The organism is Lentilactobacillus dabitei, assembly GCF_019061365.1.
Lineage (GTDB): Bacteria > Bacillota > Bacilli > Lactobacillales > Lactobacillaceae > Lentilactobacillus > Lentilactobacillus dabitei.
On record NZ_JAHPPD010000018.1, the window covers coordinates 13,150 to 31,655 of the forward strand.

Sequence of the window (18,506 nt, forward strand, 5' to 3'; positions counted from 1 at the left end):
CATGTACCACACATGTACCATTTACAATTTTCGTTGATAAATGCGAACTTGTCTGCCATCAAGTCGAATCTTTTGCTTTTCCCAAGACTTTTGCTGATCCAATACCAAACTAATAATTCGGCCAAAGTTCCCACGAGATGCTGACATAATTTGTTTATTTTCCATACCAAATGCAACCTGTAAGATTTCTTTAGCTGTTGTGCGATCAAGTGGAACACATTTTTCTTTAGGAATAGTTACATTTGTTTTGCTCTTAATGATCTTACTATCAGCATAATTTTTGAAATAGGTTCGCTTTTCTATTACTGAGTATTCATCCCAATTTCTCGGAACGGGCATATTAAGATAATCTCGAATAATAGTTTCATTGGGATCTTCAATAACCGCATCTTGTTGTGCCTGTTTAGCTTCACTAACTGTTTCATCATCAAGGAATAGTACTTCTCCATGATCAAACATTATTTTCGCTTCTGCTAGGGTTTGTAAAATATCGTTATCATCAGCCTTGAATACATCTTTTGTAGGTTGATTAATGCCACATTTAATTGGCATAAACCGTCTATTACCAGTTTTATCTTTCAAATATTCGGATGGATTAGATGTACCAACGAATACACATTTTCTAGGATGATCTGTTGCTCTTCGTGCATACGAATCACGGTAATGGTCATTTTGTGCAGATATAAACCCTTTTATTTTTTCCGTATCAGTTTTTTTCATGGCTGATAACTCACCAATTTCAACGATCCACATACCAACTAATTGCTGATAATCATCTTTGGTCTTACCTAGTGAATCAAGGGTATCTAGAAAATAATCTTTATATAGCAATGAACATAACCAACTTTTTCCTAATCCTTGATCGCCTTGCAATATTGGTACCAATTCAAACTTGATTCCTGGTTTATAAACTCTTGCAACTGCACCAACTAACCATTTTTTTGTAACTGTTTTTACATAATGGCTATTTTCAGCTCCAAGATAATCAATGAAGAAGTGCTCTACTCGTGGCTTGCCATCCCATTTCTGTGTTTCGATTCTTTGCTTAACTGGGTTATATCCGTTTTCTTCTGCAAACGTAGTAACAGCGTCAAAAATGGAATCCCTGGTTGGTGAAAAACGATATTTTTTTTCGATGTACAATCGTAATCTAGCATCATCTGAATCTGTCCACTCACCAGCATCGGTTTTCAGAACTTCACTGTCATGTGGTTTCATGACACGACCAGCAAATTGATCATACTGTAAAATGCCCTGCATATTCTGATCATTTTCCAAAACCAATCTAACATTTTCAACACTACTCGGTTTTGGTGTTCCGTTATTGCTTCTTAACATTCTATCCAACCAAGACTGTTGTTGAATATTATTAACCGCACCGTATTCAGGCAAATTAATGATGTCCGCTGGGATTTTTTTTAGCATTCATATCACCTCGCTTCCCGTTTTAAAATTGATTTGAAAATTGTATCAAATTCATTTTGTTGTAATGGATCATCTAGCGATTCATTAGCAACCCACAACATTTATAAACCGTATCAGAATTCGCACCAACCCTAAACATTGACCCTGCTAACGATGTTAACCAAACATTTCGATCACCTTGACCAGTGCCAGCCACAATTTTATCAAGTAACTTTCCAGTGTATTTTTTTATTCTGACTGAACTAACAGCTTTAACCTCACTGGTAGCTTTTAATTTATCAATTATCCAACCAGGAGCCGGTTTTATATTGGCTAGGTTACGATTACCAACTGGTTGATAAGGCTTTCCATCAACTTCACTAGGGGCAATTACCGTAAAATCTGTTAGCAAATCAATGCCTGGCCATACGTTAGCCTTATGAACTTTTTCACCAGTGAAACTAAAGAAGTAATGAAGACCACCGTTTGGTGAACGTTCAATGTAAGTATCATTTGGCAAAAACATTCCGTGCTTTTTCAAGGTAAGCAAACTTTGTCGACCGTTATTACTTTCAGAATGTAAGTCAATGTCGACCACTAACAAATTACTAGTGTCCAAACGTAATCCCAAATTTCGGAATGGGTTCGCTTGATACCAACTAAAAATTGTTTCCTGGTCACAGGTTGCTTCAAGATACCCATGATGGTTCTTAGGTGGTTGCTTGGCATTGTTGGCCAGGGGGAATACTTGATATCCTTTGACAGCCAGTTCAATTCCTTTATCCAGGCAAGTAAACTTTTTCATTCGTCATCACCCGATTCTGTATCGTCATCCGGGCATACTTCATCTGAAATGTGTTGAATCTTTTTCTGGGCAGTTTGTACATTTTCAAGCCAATCACTAAACCGGTTAGATTCAAAAAACAATTGGCTCGAAAGTCGATCACCCTTTAAATAGCAATAATGGATGACATCGATATAATCAATCAATGTTTTCAATGATTCGGACACTTCTGTAAGTTCACATGCTACTTTTAAGCTTTTCATCATTCAATCTCCTTTAAAAATCCGTTCAAATCGGCTATAATAAAGGAGAATTGTATATTACTAAATACTCGATAGACCGAAACCGTCCAAAGTTTTGCGGTCTATTTTTTATACAATTCTCCATATTTCCTTACTCCTTAATCAAACCAGTCATGTGGGTTATCAAAAATACTTTTTGCCAGAACTCCTAAACCAAATGCCGTTAGGAATTTAACTAAGAAAAGAATCCACGCTCCAATTTCAAACATCATACTTATCACCACCTTTAATAAATTACTGCCCCGGCACGGGTTTTAAATTTTATGTGCTTCCATGAACTTATCTGCGTCTAATTTGTCAATACGCTTGGTACCGCTGATGATAACTACCCGCAAACCTTGCTTAATATATTTGTACAGTGTGTTGTATGACTTAATGTTTAAAAGCTGCATGGCTTGTTTATATGTCATATAACGTGGCAATTCTTTTTGCATGTTGTTCCGCCTCCCTTAAACTCCGTTATGTGGTATAAAAACATAATAAACCCCAATTTAACGTTTTGCAAGTTTTTGAATGAAAAAACTTTATTTTGAAGTATTTTCGAGTTATTCTTACTAAAGGAGGTATTCTTATGTCACTCAAAAATTCAAATGAAGATATAGGTAATCGAATTGCTAAAATAAGAAAAATCAAAAAAATAAAGCAATCAGAATTAGCACAAAAATTAAATATTCCAACAAATACGCTTGGTAATTACGAAAGAGGTGACAGAACCATACCAGCCTCATTCATTCCAAAGGTTGCTCATATTTTCAACCTACCTTCTTGGCTAATTACCGACGGAATACCAGAAAATGTCAACAAATACTACACTTATGAATACTTCATCAATGCAAATGACGACGATTGGCAGAAATATTATTCCGAGTTAAATGCTGAAAGATCAGTTAAAATCGCTTCAAAAAATGATGAGAAAGCAACAGTAATTATCGAATATGTTCGATCTTTACTTGTCATGAGCGAATTTGAGGAAATTGATTACATGTTAAATTTTGTTAAACATGAAAAAGCAGCAATTACAAACAAATATCGTCTCGAAAAGTTAAAGGGTAACCCGACTGATACCTCAGCTATACAATTTGATCCATTTGTAAAATTAAAGAAGGAAAATGCCAATATTAAAAAAAAGGACTATCGTTTATGGTTCGAGGGAACGATTGAGCACGATTTAAATAAAATCGTAAAATCTCTAGATGACGGATCATATTTGAAAAAAAATCTATCGCAAATACTCGACCGTATCCATAAAGAGCACCAAGACAGAACATTTTTCTAGATCAAACTTTTTCTCTACATAACACTGCCCCGGCACGGTACGTTATGGAGGAATAAAATGTCAACGGTTAAAAAGTATCAAGATAAGAACGGAAACACTCGTTATCAATTTCAAGTTTATTTGGGAGTTGATCCCCAAACTGGTAAAAAGAAATCAACTCGCAGACGTGGGTTCATAACAAAAAAAGCCGCTAATATTGCCCTATCAAGAATTGAAGTCGAATTAGAGCAAACTAGCAGCTTACCAGTTGAAAATAATATTTTATTTAAGGACGTTTACAGTGAATGGTATTCGCAGTATATAAATACGGTTCGTGAGAGTACTTGGGCAAGAACTGATGGTATGTTTCAAAACCACATTTTACCCATATTTGGCAATAAACGATTACGAACTATTACTGTCAACCAATGTCAGCAAGCCGTAAACAAATGGTTCAGCGAAGTAACTTACAACTACACCCGCTGGTATAACTATTTAGTGGCCGTATTCGATTTTGGAGTTAAACACGGGTATTTATCTAAGAACCCAGCAAAGTTGATCACAATGCCTAAGAAGCCCGATAAATGGGGTGATAAACCTGTTAATTTTTGGAATAAAGATCAATTAAAGAAGTTTTTCTCTTGCATTGATCCGCATCAAGAATTAGAAAAGTATTGCCTCTTTAGAATATTGGCCTTCGCAGGAGTTCGGCGAGGTGAATGTCTAGCCATTACCTGGTCAGATGTTGATTTTGTCCATCAAACATTGCGGATCAATAAAACATTAACTCAAGGTAAACGTGGCAAACAAATTATCCAGGCTCCAAAAACTAAAAAAGGCCGTCGTACTATCACTCTGGATAATACAACGGTTAGTATTCTAAAACGTTGGCGAAATAAGCAACGTGAATATTATTTGTTTTTAGGGTTTAATACTCTAAAACCAGATCAATTAGTTTTTGCCAATACAAAGAATGGCTATAAATCACTAAACACACCTGGTAAATGGTTAAGAAAAATTATCAATGATAATAATCTTTCACCAAGAATAACCATTCATGGATTCAGGCACAGCCATTGTTCCGCATTATTTGCAGCTGGTGCTTCAATTAAAGAAGTTCAGACTAGATTAGGTCATGAAGACGTTGCAACTACTCTTAACATTTATACTCATGTAACCCAGTCTCAGGAAAAAGAAGCTGTTCAGAAATTAGCTAATTTCCTAAACTTCTAAACAAAGTAAGCCAAAAGGACAGCCAAGTGAATTTTTAAGAGTCTGTAACACCCTGTGATTACTGGTATATCAACGATAGTGGTTCAATCAGGTTCAAACCCCTGACTGCCCACTTATTACATACTACTAAATAACGATCATGCAGCTGCTTGCAGCCATGGTTGTTATTTTTTTGCCCAAAATTCCTGACAACTCCTTTCATATGGAAAAATTGCCTTTACTTGCAAATGAGGTTGAGACATTAGTCGGCAGATTATTTATAATGCAGCTTAGTTTTCCATTCTTATATTGATAAAACTTGCGCCAAACGGTTGGTCCTCGCCATTTAAGCCAAAAAAGTAATGCATTCCAAAGTCAGAATGCATTACTTTTTTCACTTAAATTCTGGGATCAAATCGCCTTTCGTCCCAATCTCAACATACAAAAAATTATTGCTGTGCATACGATATCGACGAAAACTTATTATATGACTTCACAAATAACAGTTTCACGGTTCCTCGAGGACCTGAACGGTTCTTTTCAATGATAACTTCAACTTCACCAACATCGTTTTCGTCATCCTCGCCACTTGAACCACTGGACTGGTCGTCGTCATCCTCGTCCTCATCCTCATCCCGGTAGTAATCGTCACGATACAGGAAGGCAACGATATCGGCATCCTGCTCAATCGAACCGGATTCACGGATATCTGACAACACTGGCCGTTTGTCTTGACGTTGTTCAACTCCCCGAGAAAGTTGTGACAATGCAATCACCGGGACATGTAATTCCTTAGCCAGCTTTTTAAGTTGTCGAGAAATTCCGGAAACTTCTTGTTGCCGGTTTTCGGCGTTGCTGCCTTCAATCAACTGGAGATAATCGACAACCACTAAGCCAAGGTTGCCAGACTCTTTAGCTAATCGGCGGCATTTTGCCCGAATTTCCGACATTTTAATTCCGGCAGTATCATCGATAAAAATATTTGCCCGGGATAAACTCCCCATCGCAACCACTAAATTTTGCCATTCGTCTTCAGTCAATTGACCAGTTCGTAAATGGTTGGCGTTGATGCTCCCCTCAGCACATAACATCCGGTTAACCAACGATTCCGCACTCATTTCCAGACTAAAAATGGCAACCGTTTTGTCGGTCTTAGTACCAACGTTTTGAGCCAGGTTAAGTGCAAAGGCCGTTTTTCCGACAGCCGGCCGAGCTGCTAAAATAATTAACTCGTCTTCATGAAGACCGGTCGTAATTTTATCCAATTCAGGATAACCGGTGGAAACACCAGTAACCGTATCACCAGCTTGCGACAACCGATCAATTTCGTTAAAGGCGCTGTTTAAAACATCTTTAATCGCTTTAAAACCAGACTGATTCCGATTTTCAGCAACGTTCATAATGTCGCGTTCGGCATCATCCAACACCGTTGTGATATCGTCATCGGTGCTGTAACTATTGGTGACAATGTTGGTGGCCGTTTGGATCAAGCGCCGGAGCAGCGACTTATCCTTCACAATTTTGGCATAGTAAGTAATATTGGCCGCGGTTGGAACAGATCCAGCCAAATCAGCGATATACTCCATCCCACCAACATCATCTAAATTATTCTGTTCTGTCAGTAAATTGGTTATCGTCACCACATCGACAGCCTGATCACGATCGTTCAATTCAACCATGTCTTTGAAAATAATCTGGTGAGCCCGCTTATAAAAATCATCGGGTTCCAAATATTCCATAGCTTCAATGAGCGCATCTGTGCTCAAGAAAATCGATCCTAAAACTGCCTTTTCGGCATCGATATTCTGTGGTGGCAACTCATTTACAAAATCATTGCTCATTTAAATTCCTCAAATTTATTCCTAGTAACTAAAATAATCGTATAGATATTCTATCTCATTTTGCCATTTGTCGCAAAAGAGACTGGCCAAAACTTGAAGTTCTGGTTCCAGTCTCTAATGGTGATTTTGATTTTATGACCACTAATATTTTTGGTGATCTAAATACTGTATTTGGTGGCGCGTTACGCTCTGTATCACCCGTTGCTGATCGCTCACTGGTTTTAGGACAGCTCCTCAAAGCAGAGATCTACATGTAAGCACCACTGAGAAAAATTCCAGAATCGGGAATTTCCCTCAGCGGCGACTTACACTCCGATCTCTACTAACCGCTTTGTTCCGCTCACTGTACCTTAGGACAGCTCCTCCAGGCAGCAACCTGCACGTAAGCACCTTTGGCAAAAATCCCAGAATCGGGGATTTCTGCCAAAGGAGACTTACGCTCCGGTTGCTAACCGGCCTGGATCCGCTCACTCTCTTTAGGACAGCTCCTCAAAGCAATAACCTGCACATAAGCACCTAAATCAAAAATCCCCAAAACCGGGATTTCTGATTTAGGCAACTTATGCTCCGGTTATTAACCGCTTTGCTACGCTCACTTTTCTAGGACAGCTCCTCAAAGCAGGAATCTGCACATAAGCACCCCAAGCAAAAATCCAGAACCAGGATTTCTGCTTGGGGAGACTTATGCTCCGATTCCTAACCGCTTTGCTACGCTCACTTTTCTGAAACGTGAACTCTGATTCGTGCTTCGACTTCTGGCCGCAGCTTAACGTGAACGTTGGTATAGCCCACTACTCTAATTGGATCGGCGAGTTCAATCTTTCGTTTGTCTAACTTGATACCAAATTGCTTATCCAATGCAGAGGCGATTTGCTTACTTGGAATCGAACCGAACAGTCGCCCATCAGTTCCGGCTTTGGCTGATAATTCAACTACTGTTTTGTCGTCTTCCAATTGAGCCTTTACCTGTTTGGCCTCTTCAAGTTCTTCAGCTTCTCGCTTCTCTTCAGCTCGCAGTTTCCCTTTGAGTTGACTCATGGCAGCCCGAGAAGCTCGTTTTGCTTTGCCGTTTTTAATTAAAAAGTTTTGAGCATAGCCGTCAGGAACTTCTTTTACCTCGCCACGCTTACCCTTACCACGGACGTCTTCTAGAAAAATTACTTTCATAATCGATCACTCCTACTATCCTCAAAATTAAATACCTTTATTCATTATCATCGATATACTTGATGGATTCAAGCAATAATTGTTTAACATCCGCAATTGATTTGCCTTCAATCTGAGTGGCACCACTAGATAAGTGACCGCCGCCACCCATTCTTTCCATAATAATTTGAACGTTGATTGAACCCGTACTTCGCGCTGAAACCCCGACTTGGCCGTCTGAGCGTTTAGTGATAATAAACGATGCATCAACCCCAGACATGGTCAAGAGCGAGTCACAGGCCTGGGCAGCCGTAACCGGATCGTAAACCCGGTCTTCTTCACCAACAATCATCGCCATATCTTTGTGGAAGAATTCCACCATCGAAATCAGATGGTTTCGCTGCAGGTAATTATCAATATTTTCCTTCATTAACTGCTGCATTTCAGTTGAATCAGCTCCAGCAGACCGCAGGTAACTGGCCGCATCAAACGTCCGGGTACCGGTTCGCATTGAGAAGGACTGCGTATCAATGAAAATCCCAGTTAACATGGCCGTTGCTTCAATTCGGTTAATCGGTTCTTCTTCATGAGGCTGATATTCAAACATTTCAGTAATCAGCTCACAAGTCGATGACGCATACGGTTCAATATAGACCAACATTGGGTTTTCTGGAAATTCTTCGCCCCGTCGATGGTGATCAATGATGATGACCCGTTCTGCCATCTTTTGATAGAGCTCTTCAGAAATACTGATGGATGGCTTTGAATGATCGACCATGATCAGCAGACTGCTATCAGTGGCCTTCTCCATTGCTTCTGATGGCGTAATAATTGAATCACTAATTTCTGGATACTTCTTAGCCGCTTCGAGCAATCGCTGGATATCAGAATGGACCTTCTCTTTATCGAGAACGATCCAGCATTTCTTATTGTTCATTTGGGCAATTCGCCGAATCCCCAAACAAGCACCAAGTGCATCCATATCTGGACGGGTATGTCCCTGAACAAAGACTTGGTCAGAAGCATTCATCAACTCATTTAAGGCTTGTGAAATCATTCGGGCCCGAACCCGAGTCCGTTTCTCCATTGGATTAGTTTTACCACCATAGAATCGGGCAGTGCCATCCAGTGACTTCACAACAACCTGGTCACCACCACGACCCAAAGCCAAATCAAGGTTACTCTGCGCTTGATCAGCCAAACTATTCAAGTCGTCCTCGCCGTATGCAATTCCGATACTCAAGGTCAGCGGGAAGTTTTGCTTTGAAGTCGTTTCCCGGACAACATCCAGAATATTAAATTTATCGTTCTCAATTGCCGTTAACGACTTCGCATAGGCCAACAGGAAGAAATGATCATCATCAATTTGCTTTAAATACATCCCATATTTTTGTGACCAGGTTGCCAACTCGTTAGTGACATAGTTGCTCAAATTAGAAATTTCCTGGTCAGTCATTGATTGGGTAATTTCATCATAGTTATCCAAGAAAATTTGGCCAACCGAAATCTGTTCAGATTCGTAGCGTTCCTGAATATTGGCATACTTAGTAATATCCATCAGATACATGGAATTGTATTCCTTCTGGATCAACATGGTAAATTTGTGGTCACGCCAGGTAACCGTATGAAATTCATTCGATTCCTCGTATTTCATGATCAACTGTTGTAAATCGTGATCAATGTCGTCGATTTTCTTACCCAGAACGTTGTCATCCTTAAAGTAGTTCATGAGATAAGGATTTGCCCATTCCACCAAACCATCGCCGTTAGTCACCATGACACCAATCGGCATCTCCAGCAAGGCTTCTTGTTCACCACGATGAATCCGATATGATAAATCAGTAATGTACCTATTAGTGTCAGAACTGATTTCATTCATCATCACAATCGTATAGATCAACCCAGCGACACTAATCACGATCAAAACGGCTGCTACGATCAGGTTGTACAAGGATGAGATGACAATCCCATAGATAACAAGCAGCGCAATAAAAAACATGATTCGTCGTAAGCGTCGATTATGAACAAACGGTGGCAATTCACCGTTGTTATTTGAAAACCAATTTTTCATTTTATGTCCTCTTACTCAATATGGTTAATGCTCTTATTCTAACATAAAAAGAAAGTGCGCGGAACGTAACGGGTTGGTGCGATTATCTAAGGAGTTCCTAATTAAAATCCTGGGTTTGGATTTTGGTTAGGAATTTCTTAGATAGTTAGCGCCAGTTATGTGTAGCGGTCCTATGAAAGTGCGCGGAACGTAACGGGTTTGACGCGCTAATCATCACTTCCAGCTTTGACTCAAAAAATCCAGGAACCGTGATGCATTCCTGGATCATTATCAGTTGATTATCTCATATGATTACTGCTCCGCACTTGGAACCAATTTTCGTTGATGCAGGTAAGTAACCCCACCAAAGACAATGGTCCAAACAATTGCGCCAACAGCACCGAATATGTCTTCTGGAATTAAGAAGAGGGTGAAGAACACAACCACGAAGAAAGCAATGGTCAATGGACTCATGATCTTGTAAGCAGGCATGAGGAAGCCATCAGGCAAGAAGTCACTGGAAGCTCGATACTTTCTGTGGGCAACCATGGCCAGGGTATAAACGATCAAATACATATCACTGGAAACCCCAGTTACGATCGTAAATACTGAACTCAAAACACTCGTCAAACTCATCAATGGCGTAACCAGAACCAGTGCTGCGGAGAAGATGATGGCGGCAGCGGGAACCCCATTACCAGAAATTTTAGCAAACGTTTTATGCATCCAGCTGTCTTCAGGTACTTCAGTCGCTAACTGATAAAAATGACGGCCAGCCGAGAAGATACAACTATTGAGCGCCGAGGCAGCTGATGTTAGAACCACGAAGTTAATTAACGCCGCCGCTGCAGGGAATCCGGCTAATTTAAATACTTGAACAAATGGACTGGCATCGGGAGTAATGGAAGTCCATGGGATGATCCCCATGATGACGATTAAAGCACCAATGTAGAAAATCAGAATTCGTAATAAAGTTTCATTAACGGCTTTTTTGATAACCGAATGAGGTGATTTTGCTTCACCAATCGTGATACTAACGAATTCAATTCCTTGAAAGGCGAAGAAGACCATCGGGAACGCAGCAATAAAGCTGTAAATACCATGAGGAAACAGGGTAAAGTGGTTGAAAACATTCGATAAACTGGCATTCCCTAATGGGGTGATTGACCCACGAGCCATCATGAAAATTCCAGTGAAAATCATGGCTAAGATGGCAACAATCTTAATCATCGCGAACCAAAATTCAGCTTCACCAAACAGGCGGGCAGCGATCAGGTTAACCCCAGCCAGAATTCCGAGGAAGGCTAACTCAATCAACCAGGCTGGCAGATGCGGAAACCAATATTGGACATACGTCGCAGTGGCAGTCAATTCAGCCATACAAACAAATACGAGGCCAATCCAATAAGTCCAGCCAGTGAAATGACCAACTGTCGGTCCCAAGTATCGTGAAATGAATGATACGAACGTATGCTGGGATGGATCGGAGTAAAACATCTCACCAATTCCTCTCATCATAAAGAAGAAAAACAGGCCTAAAACAACATACACCAACATAACTGAAGGTCCGGTCTTGCTAATGGTACTCCCGGATCCTAAGAACAATCCAGTTCCGATCGTGCCACCAATAGCAATCATTTGAACATGACGATTGCTAAGCGCTCGCATCGTTCCATCTTGGTTCTCGGTGATTTTTGATTTCATAAGCATCCTCCTAAAAATAAGAGCAACATAAGATAGAGATTAAAATATTTCTAATGAATGAACTGATAATATCATATTTTTGGGGATTCGTGTTAGGTTTAATCACATTTTAGGCTACTAAGTTATATTATTAGGCAATTTGGCAAAATTATTGCAGATAATTAGGATATAATATCATGATTTCTTACATTATTTATTGAATTAAACGGATGATCATCATTAAATTTTAAGAATTAGGCACTTAAGACCTATTTTTACAACCAAACTAGAAAAAAGATCGTGCATTCCAAAAACTGAAGTGAACCCCTGATTGGAGAAATCAAATTCAAGGGGTTCACTTCAACTAGAATGCACGATCTTTTTCACTTAAATTTTGAGATCAGGTTGCTTTATCTCAATCTTTCCTCCCGACTTTTTAATTAAAGGCCTGAGCGATTTCAGTATAGTATGGCTTGCTGCCAACCATATATAGACTTGCTGCCGAACCATCATCGTTAGCACCATAATTAGTCATCCAATATGGCGTGTGGAGATTCCGAACGGCGAGTCGATACTTGTAATCCCCTGATTTTTTAACCTGCTTTTGGTTAGTTCCATCAACCTTCTTATTGGTGTACAGATAAACTGTGGCACCTTTTTTCACCGTCTTGTTAATCTTGGCATAAGCTTGCGGTCGCATATCAAAGTTAGTTCGGTTCGTCCCGGTCATTATCGAAGACCCTCCGGAAGTTTTTTGCTGGTGGCGCCATTTATAAGTCTGATGATTGCTTGGGTAATACTCCAAATAACCATCAGAAGTGATCTTAACAGCATTACTCTGGTAATCTGGGTTGTTAATCTGCTTTAACGCTGCTAAACCACCCGACAAAAGCATCCCATTACCAAATGGCAGCGCATAAGCTGGCCGTTTAATTCGAATAATTCGCGAAGGGGTATACGCAATCTTAAAGCTTAATCTACCTTGACCATTAATTAGCCCATAGTAACGTGAACTCATTGTTTTTCTTTGCAAATAATAACTTAAGCCAGCTGGACCAGGATAAATATGCTTCTTGTCAACATAACCAAATTTGCCGGCAATAATCGTTCCTTTCGGTATTGTCATCGTTTTTTTAACTTGTTTTCCAGATGTGTCCTTGATCGTATAAGTAACCGTTGCTTCCGCCTTTTTGGTTAGCCGATAATAGTCATTTGTGAACGTCCCAGGATCTTTTGGATCAATGGAACTCGATTTTACCCGAAATGGGGATGATGGCAAATAATTAGCTGATACCGTTTTAGCTGAATTGATGATCGTTACCCCAACTAATAGGGTCGAAAAGATTATTGATACAATTGAAATTATTTTTTTCATTTGAACTGTCCCTCCGAGAGTGAATTATATCATGAGTCGGTCGTTTTAAAAAAATAATTCTTGCAATTTATCTCATCAAGTTTTATACTCACTCTAATAATTAAAGTCGAATTACATGAAGTAGTTCCTTATCTGGGTGTCAGGAAGTTGGCGGTTGCTGCGAGCCAATCAGGGTGAGGCTGACGAAATACCGTAATATCACGACAATGGTCAATAACTAGAATCCATTATCTTCTAGTGAGCGGTGTATTTTTTTGAATACACAAGTTGGGTGGTACCACGGTTAAAATCGTCCCTATTGCATTTATATGTGATAGGGACGATTTTTTTGTTTACTTAGGACAGCTGTGTAAGTTTCTAATCGCTTTACTCCACTCACTTTAAAGAAAGGAAATGAGCCTATGGAAAGATCGACAAATGGGGGACTCGTTCGATATTGATAAACCAATTGTTACGACAAAACTTGTCCTTTGGATAATGACAAAAAGAAAAATTTATGTTCGCATTATTTAGCCAAAGCCAAGGACGGCTAAGCAAAGCAGAAAGCTGCACCTAAGCCATTCCAGCCAAAAGCCGAAACCCGTGGCTTTCGGCTGGAGTACCTTAGGCTTCGCTTTCTAACCGCTTTACTCCGCCCACTAATTATAAAAGAGGTTATCAATATGAAAAATAGCAAAATCAGTTTAAGAGAAGCAGCCATTGTTTTAATCGTTGCATTAGCAATTATGGGAACAGGCGTTATCGGCCTGCATTTGTCACCTCAAGTCCCCGTCCTACTCGCAATCACCGTGGTCATTTTTTGGGCCAAACTAACTGGTTTTAACTGGAATGAAATTAATGCTGGCATCAAAGACGGCATCGACAGGGGGATCATTCCCATCGTTATTTTCATCCTGATTGGGGCAATGATTAGTACCTGGATCGCTGCCGGAACCATCCCAACATTGATGGTGATCGGTTTTAAAGCCATTAGTGCTCAGTGGTTCCTACCCACCGTTTTCCTCGTTTGTTCATTGGTTGGTGCCGCCGTTGGTAGTTGTTTCACGGTTGTATCAACTGTTGGAATTGCCTTCTTTGGAATTGGCGTTACCATGAATTTCAATCCAGCCCTAGTTGCCGGCGCAATCGTTGCTGGCGGGGTCTTTGGCGATAAATTATCACCACTATCCGAAACCAATAACTTGGCTGCAGCCGTGGTTGACACAGATTTATTTGATCACATGAAAACCATTCTTTGGTCAACATTACCGGCAGCAACCATCTCCACAATTGCTTTTGGTGCCCTTGGAATGGGGCATAATCATGCAGACATGGCCAAAATCAATACAACCGTCGCCGCATTAAGCAATGATTTCCACATCTCAATTATTTCACTTATTCCAATTATCCTCGTGTTCGTCTGTGCCGGCTTCAAAATGGCCGCTATTCCAACCATGTTACTCAACATTTTCATCTCAGCAGGGATGATGTTCATCAACACTCCTGGCTTGAATATCACCAAGGCCAGCAACATCATCACCAACGGCTTCGTCGCTAAGACCTCTAATAGCGAAGTTAACCTTCTATTATCCCGAGGCGGAATCGTCAGTATGATGCCGACGGTTGCCTTGATCGTCTTAACCCTGTCATTAGGTGGCCTACTGGTTCACTTTGGCTTAATTGGCGCCATTATGACCCCATTAGCTTCACATCTTAACAGTCCAGCCAAATTGGTGACAGCGGCATTAGGTGCTTGTATCGGGGTTAACATCTTCGTTGGTGAACAATTCCTTTCAATTATCTTACCAGGACGGGCATTCAAGAAAACCTTCAATAACGGTGGTTTGGCCAGCAGAGCGCTTGGCCGGGTTCTCGAAGATGGCGGAACAGTTCTCAACTACCTGGTTCCATGGGGCGTTGGTGGAGTCTTTATCGCCAACACGCTAGGCGTTCCAACCATTCAGTACCTACCATTCGTCTTCTTCAGTCTCCTCTGCCCAGTATTCTCATTGCTAAGTGGCTTTACTGGAATTGGCCTAAAAAAAACAGCAACTGACGATGTAAAAAAAGAGCACCGTGTTATCGCAACTCAAAATTAATTGATCTTAATTTAAAAAGTCAGCTAAGGCAAATTTGATTTTTGCTTTGGCTGACTTTTTTCATTCAGATAATAAGATTGGTTGAGCGGCATTTTGTAGATTAGGACTGCTCCTCCAAGCAGGAATCTGCATGTAAGCACCTGCTTCTTTGGCATCATAGCGCAAATGCGTTCCACAGATCAGTTAGGTTCCAGAAACTCCCGATCTGTTCCACGCTCTCAACAAAAAAAGTCCTCCCTCTCAGGAAGACTTCTTTGTATTACATTAGTCAGCTGCAACGAATGGCATTAAGCCCATGATCCGTGCGCGCTTAATTGCAATTGTTAATGCCCGTTGGTTCTTGGCACTTGTTCCAGTAACTCGACGTGGAAGAATCTTTCCACGTTCTGAAACAAAGCGTTCCAACAAGTTGATATCTTTGTAGTCGATATATTCGATGTGGTTAGCAGCGATAAAATCAACTTTGCGACGACGACGGCCGCCACGTCTTTGATAAGCCATAGTATTTCCTCCTCAAAGTATCTTATTTACCAGTTCATTAGAATGGTAAATCATCGTCGGAAATGTCAATCGAATCCCCAGAATTGGCGAATGGATCCCCAGGGTTGTTAGCACCATTGTTACCATTGTTGCTACTACCTGAATTGTTACTAGAACCATTACCGCCATTATTGTTGGATGAGTTGTTTGAACTATTGTCAAACGGATTGGCATTGCCGTTATTTTGTTGAGGAGCATTACCATTTTGTTGATTACCTGAATCGTTCCGGGCACCCCGGGGTTCAAGTAATGCAAAATTGTCTACTACTACTTCAGTCACATAAACTCGTTGGCCTTGTTGGTTTTCGTAATTTCTGGTCTGAATTCGACCATCAATTCCAACAAGTGAGCCTTTATGGGTGAAGTTAGCAAAATTTTCAGCAGATTTACGCCAGATTACGCAGTTAATGAAATCGGCCTCACGTTCCCCCTGTTGATTAGTAAACGACCGGTCAACGGCCAGTGTAAACGAACCGACAGCGGTTCCGCTTTGCGTGTATCGTAAATCAACATCGCGGGTTAGGCGACCCGTTAGAACTGCACGATTAAGCATGCTGAATTGCTCCTCTCATATTAAAATCAATTATTAGTCGTCACGAACAACGATCATATGACGTAAAATATCGTCATTAATCTTTGAAAGACGATCAAACTCGTTAAGTGGGGTATCTGAATCAGTTGTTAAGTTAATAATGTGGTAAGTACCTTCATTATAACCACCGATTTCGTATGCGAACCGACGCTTTGACCAGTCTTTTGAATCAATAATCTTAGCACCATTGTCAGTTACGATCTTGTCGAATCGTTCGATCAATGCTGATTTAGCTGATTCTTCGATGTCTGGACGAACGATGTAAGTAATTTCGTATTTCTTTTCTTCCATGATTGCACCTCCTTGTGGACTTATGACCCTCTTCCCGAGAGCAAGGAGAGTTTCTGTTTTTACCCAGATACTCACAATGTAAAACTATACCATGTAACTTAAAAAATATCAATACGCCTAATGTTTGATTTACGATACATTTATTATATACGTAAAACAAACAACGGATTATTTAAATTTTCAATACTGGTCGCAAAAAAGCGCGCAACCAATTTGGTCACCCGCTTTTTTACAATCCAATGTTGTATAAATTGGGGGTTGGAGACGCAGGGGACGTCCCCAGATTGTACTCCACCCATCAATGCTCTCTAATTTTTTTATTCCACTGAGAATTAGAATTGCTTAACGTAATTCCTTAGAGAGCATCAATGGAATGCAGCACACAAATTTTAATACTGAATATCAAGCAGATTAGTCTTCTTGACATCGGCAATGGTTTTAGTTCCAGCCAATTGCATGATAATCTGTAGCTCTTCATTCAAGTGCTCAAAGACCGACTGAACACCTTCAGCACCACCAAGAGCCAAACCATAGACAGCTGGTCGGCCAACACCAACTAAGTCAGCGCCAGATGCCAGTGCCTTGAAGACATCCGAACCACGACGAACACCAGAATCAAAGATCACTGGTACCTTGCCGTTAACGGCCTTAGCAACGCTTTCTAAGACATCGAATGAAGCAGGCCCACCGTTTAATTGACGGCCACCATGATTAGAAACATAGACACCAGCAGCTCCAGCTCCAATTGCATACTCGGCATCTTCAGGGGATTCAATTCCCTTTACAATAACTGGTAAATCAGTATAGTTAGCGATCCGCTCAACATCTTTTGGTCCAATCTTTTGAGCAGCGGCAGCATAAATTTCGGCAATTCCCTTGCCCTTACCATCGCCCTCGCTGAACTTGGTCAAGTTAGCCATTGGAATTGGGAACTGGAAGTTGTTAATAATATCAGCTTCCCGATAACCATCAACTGTTGCGTCAACAGTTAGGATAATGCCTTTAACGCCAGCTTTTTTAGCTTCATCGAGAAGCGACTCATTAAATGTCCAATCTTTACTCATATAAAGTTGGAAAAATTGAGGAGCCCCACCGCCAGCGGCAGCAGTCTCAGCAATCGAAGTTGACGAATAGGTACTTTGAGCCATCAAACCACCAACAGCAGCAAGCCCTCTAGCCGTATCTTTTTCACCTTGTGCGTGAGCCAATCCCTGAGCAGCAATTGGTGGCATCATCAGTGGCGTCTTCAATGAAAGGCCAAATGCATTGGTTGCCAACTCTGGGTTTTCAATGTTGCTTAATGCCTTGGGAACAATTTGTTTGTGGGTAAATGCTTTTCGGTTTGCCCGCAGCGTCCATTCATCTTCGGACCCGCCGACTATGTAACCAAATCCACCGGTAGGAATAATTTGCTTTGCTTGGTCTTCCAGCGAAGGTAAATTTAAAATATCTAATTTTTTTTCGTTTTCATTTTGCTTGTATCCATTCACAACAACCATATCTAAGGCCTCCATAAAATTAGTCTACTAATCTCATCATGGATAGTGTAACACTTACATTTAGTAAGTCAAAGGATTGCATTTTTATTTTAGAGTGCGAAAACAAGCGGTTAGGAATCGGAATATAAGTCGCCTTTGAAGGAAATTCCGGGTTTGGGAATTTTTTTCAAAGGTGTTTATATGCAGATTCCTGCTTGTTGGAGCACATTTCAATCAGAGTGTGAGAACAAGCGGTTAGGAATCGGAGTGTAAGTCGCCTTTGAAGGAAATTCCGGGTTTGGGAATTTTTTTCAAAGGTGTTTATATGCAGATTCCTGCTTGTTGGAGCACATTTCAATCAGAGTGTGAGAACAAGCGGTTAGGAATCGGAGTGTAAGTCGCCTTTGAAGGAAATTCCGGGTTTGGGAATTTTTTTCAAAGGTGTTTATATGCAGATTCCTGCTTGTTGGAGCAC

At 40.5% G+C, this 18,506-nt stretch carries 17 protein-coding genes; 3 read left to right on the forward strand and 14 right to left on the reverse strand.

The annotated features are described in order from the left end of the window. Nucleotides 1-21: 21 nt before the first annotated feature. The 5 genes from KTE19_RS04395 to KTE19_RS04410 form a co-directional block, all read right to left on the reverse strand. Nucleotides 22-1,425, reverse strand: coding sequence for a virulence-associated E family protein (locus KTE19_RS04395; protein ID WP_217341704.1), 1,404 nt, complete (start codon nucleotides 1,423-1,425; stop codon nucleotides 22-24). Nucleotides 1,426-1,430: 5 nt separating this feature from the next. Further along, nucleotides 1,431-1,526, reverse strand: a complete 96-nt coding sequence (locus KTE19_RS14305; protein ID WP_430681873.1) for a primase C-terminal domain-containing protein — start codon at nucleotides 1,524-1,526, stop codon at nucleotides 1,431-1,433. Next, nucleotides 1,499-2,209, reverse strand: a complete 711-nt coding sequence (locus tag KTE19_RS04400; protein ID WP_249778581.1) for a bifunctional DNA primase/polymerase — start codon at nucleotides 2,207-2,209, stop codon at nucleotides 1,499-1,501. The genes KTE19_RS14305 and KTE19_RS04400 overlap by 28 nt, the downstream gene beginning before the upstream one ends. Beyond that, nucleotides 2,206-2,451, reverse strand: a complete 246-nt coding sequence (locus KTE19_RS04405) for a hypothetical protein (RefSeq protein WP_217341705.1) — start codon at nucleotides 2,449-2,451, stop codon at nucleotides 2,206-2,208. The genes KTE19_RS04400 and KTE19_RS04405 overlap by 4 nt, the downstream gene beginning before the upstream one ends. A gap of 293 nt (nucleotides 2,452-2,744) precedes the next feature. Continuing rightward, on the reverse strand, nucleotides 2,745-2,924 hold the full coding sequence (locus tag KTE19_RS04410; RefSeq protein WP_217341706.1) for a helix-turn-helix domain-containing protein: 180 nt from the start codon (nucleotides 2,922-2,924) through the stop codon (nucleotides 2,745-2,747). 137 nt (nucleotides 2,925-3,061) lie between these two features. On the opposite strand from KTE19_RS04410, the gene KTE19_RS04415 reads away from it, so the two are divergent. Together KTE19_RS04415 and KTE19_RS04420 are read left to right on the forward strand one after the other, a co-directional pair. Then, nucleotides 3,062-3,766 carry a helix-turn-helix domain-containing protein gene (locus KTE19_RS04415; protein WP_217341707.1) on the forward strand — a complete coding sequence of 235 codons (705 nt, stop codon included), beginning with the start codon at nucleotides 3,062-3,064 and terminating at the stop codon, nucleotides 3,764-3,766. A 57-nt stretch (nucleotides 3,767-3,823) separates the two neighbouring features. After that, nucleotides 3,824-4,978, forward strand: a complete 1,155-nt coding sequence (locus tag KTE19_RS04420; RefSeq protein ID WP_217341708.1) for a site-specific integrase — start codon at nucleotides 3,824-3,826, stop codon at nucleotides 4,976-4,978. 428 nt (nucleotides 4,979-5,406) lie between these two features. On the opposite strand, the gene dnaB is transcribed toward KTE19_RS04420, so the two are convergent. The 5 genes from dnaB to KTE19_RS04445 form a co-directional block, all read right to left on the reverse strand. Beyond that, on the reverse strand, nucleotides 5,407-6,798 hold the full coding sequence (gene dnaB, locus KTE19_RS04425) for a replicative DNA helicase (protein ID WP_217162170.1): 1,392 nt from the start codon (nucleotides 6,796-6,798) through the stop codon (nucleotides 5,407-5,409). Nucleotides 6,799-7,512: 714 nt separating this feature from the next. Continuing rightward, nucleotides 7,513-7,965 (reverse strand): 50S ribosomal protein L9, encoded by a 453-nt coding sequence (gene rplI, locus KTE19_RS04430; protein ID WP_217341709.1) that lies wholly within the window; start codon nucleotides 7,963-7,965, stop codon nucleotides 7,513-7,515. A 37-nt stretch (nucleotides 7,966-8,002) separates the two neighbouring features. Next, complete coding sequence (locus KTE19_RS04435; RefSeq protein WP_217162171.1) at nucleotides 8,003-10,015, reverse strand: DHH family phosphoesterase; 2,013 nt, start codon at nucleotides 10,013-10,015, stop codon at nucleotides 8,003-8,005. A gap of 291 nt (nucleotides 10,016-10,306) precedes the next feature. Beyond that, entirely contained in the window at nucleotides 10,307-11,698 is a 1,392-nt protein-coding gene (locus tag KTE19_RS04440; RefSeq protein WP_056982119.1) for an amino acid permease, read from the reverse strand. Nucleotides 11,699-12,113: 415 nt separating this feature from the next. Continuing rightward, entirely contained in the window at nucleotides 12,114-13,052 is a 939-nt protein-coding gene (locus KTE19_RS04445; protein WP_217162175.1) for a hypothetical protein, read from the reverse strand. Nucleotides 13,053-13,714: 662 nt separating this feature from the next. Between KTE19_RS04445 and nhaC the strand changes: the two genes are divergently transcribed. Next, the gene (nhaC, locus tag KTE19_RS04450; RefSeq protein WP_217341710.1) at nucleotides 13,715-15,130 is read left to right on the forward strand and encodes a Na+/H+ antiporter NhaC; all 1,416 of its coding nucleotides are present in this window, start codon (nucleotides 13,715-13,717) and stop codon (nucleotides 15,128-15,130) included. 264 nt (nucleotides 15,131-15,394) lie between these two features. Here the strand turns inward: nhaC and rpsR are convergent, their stop codons facing one another. From rpsR to KTE19_RS04470, 4 genes are all read right to left on the reverse strand, one after another. Further along, nucleotides 15,395-15,631, reverse strand: a complete 237-nt coding sequence (rpsR, locus tag KTE19_RS04455) for a 30S ribosomal protein S18 (RefSeq protein ID WP_008857189.1) — start codon at nucleotides 15,629-15,631, stop codon at nucleotides 15,395-15,397. A 37-nt stretch (nucleotides 15,632-15,668) separates the two neighbouring features. Next, the gene (gene ssb / locus KTE19_RS04460) at nucleotides 15,669-16,223 is read right to left on the reverse strand and encodes a single-stranded DNA-binding protein (RefSeq protein ID WP_054749109.1); all 555 of its coding nucleotides are present in this window, start codon (nucleotides 16,221-16,223) and stop codon (nucleotides 15,669-15,671) included. Between the two features lie 33 nt (nucleotides 16,224-16,256). Further along, a complete protein-coding gene (gene rpsF, locus KTE19_RS04465; RefSeq protein WP_217162179.1) occupies nucleotides 16,257-16,553 on the reverse strand; it encodes a 30S ribosomal protein S6 in 297 nt (98 codons plus the stop codon). Nucleotides 16,554-16,942: 389 nt separating this feature from the next. After that, the gene (locus KTE19_RS04470) at nucleotides 16,943-18,052 is read right to left on the reverse strand and encodes a lactate oxidase (RefSeq protein ID WP_217162181.1); all 1,110 of its coding nucleotides are present in this window, start codon (nucleotides 18,050-18,052) and stop codon (nucleotides 16,943-16,945) included. Nucleotides 18,053-18,506: the final 454 nt, after the last annotated feature.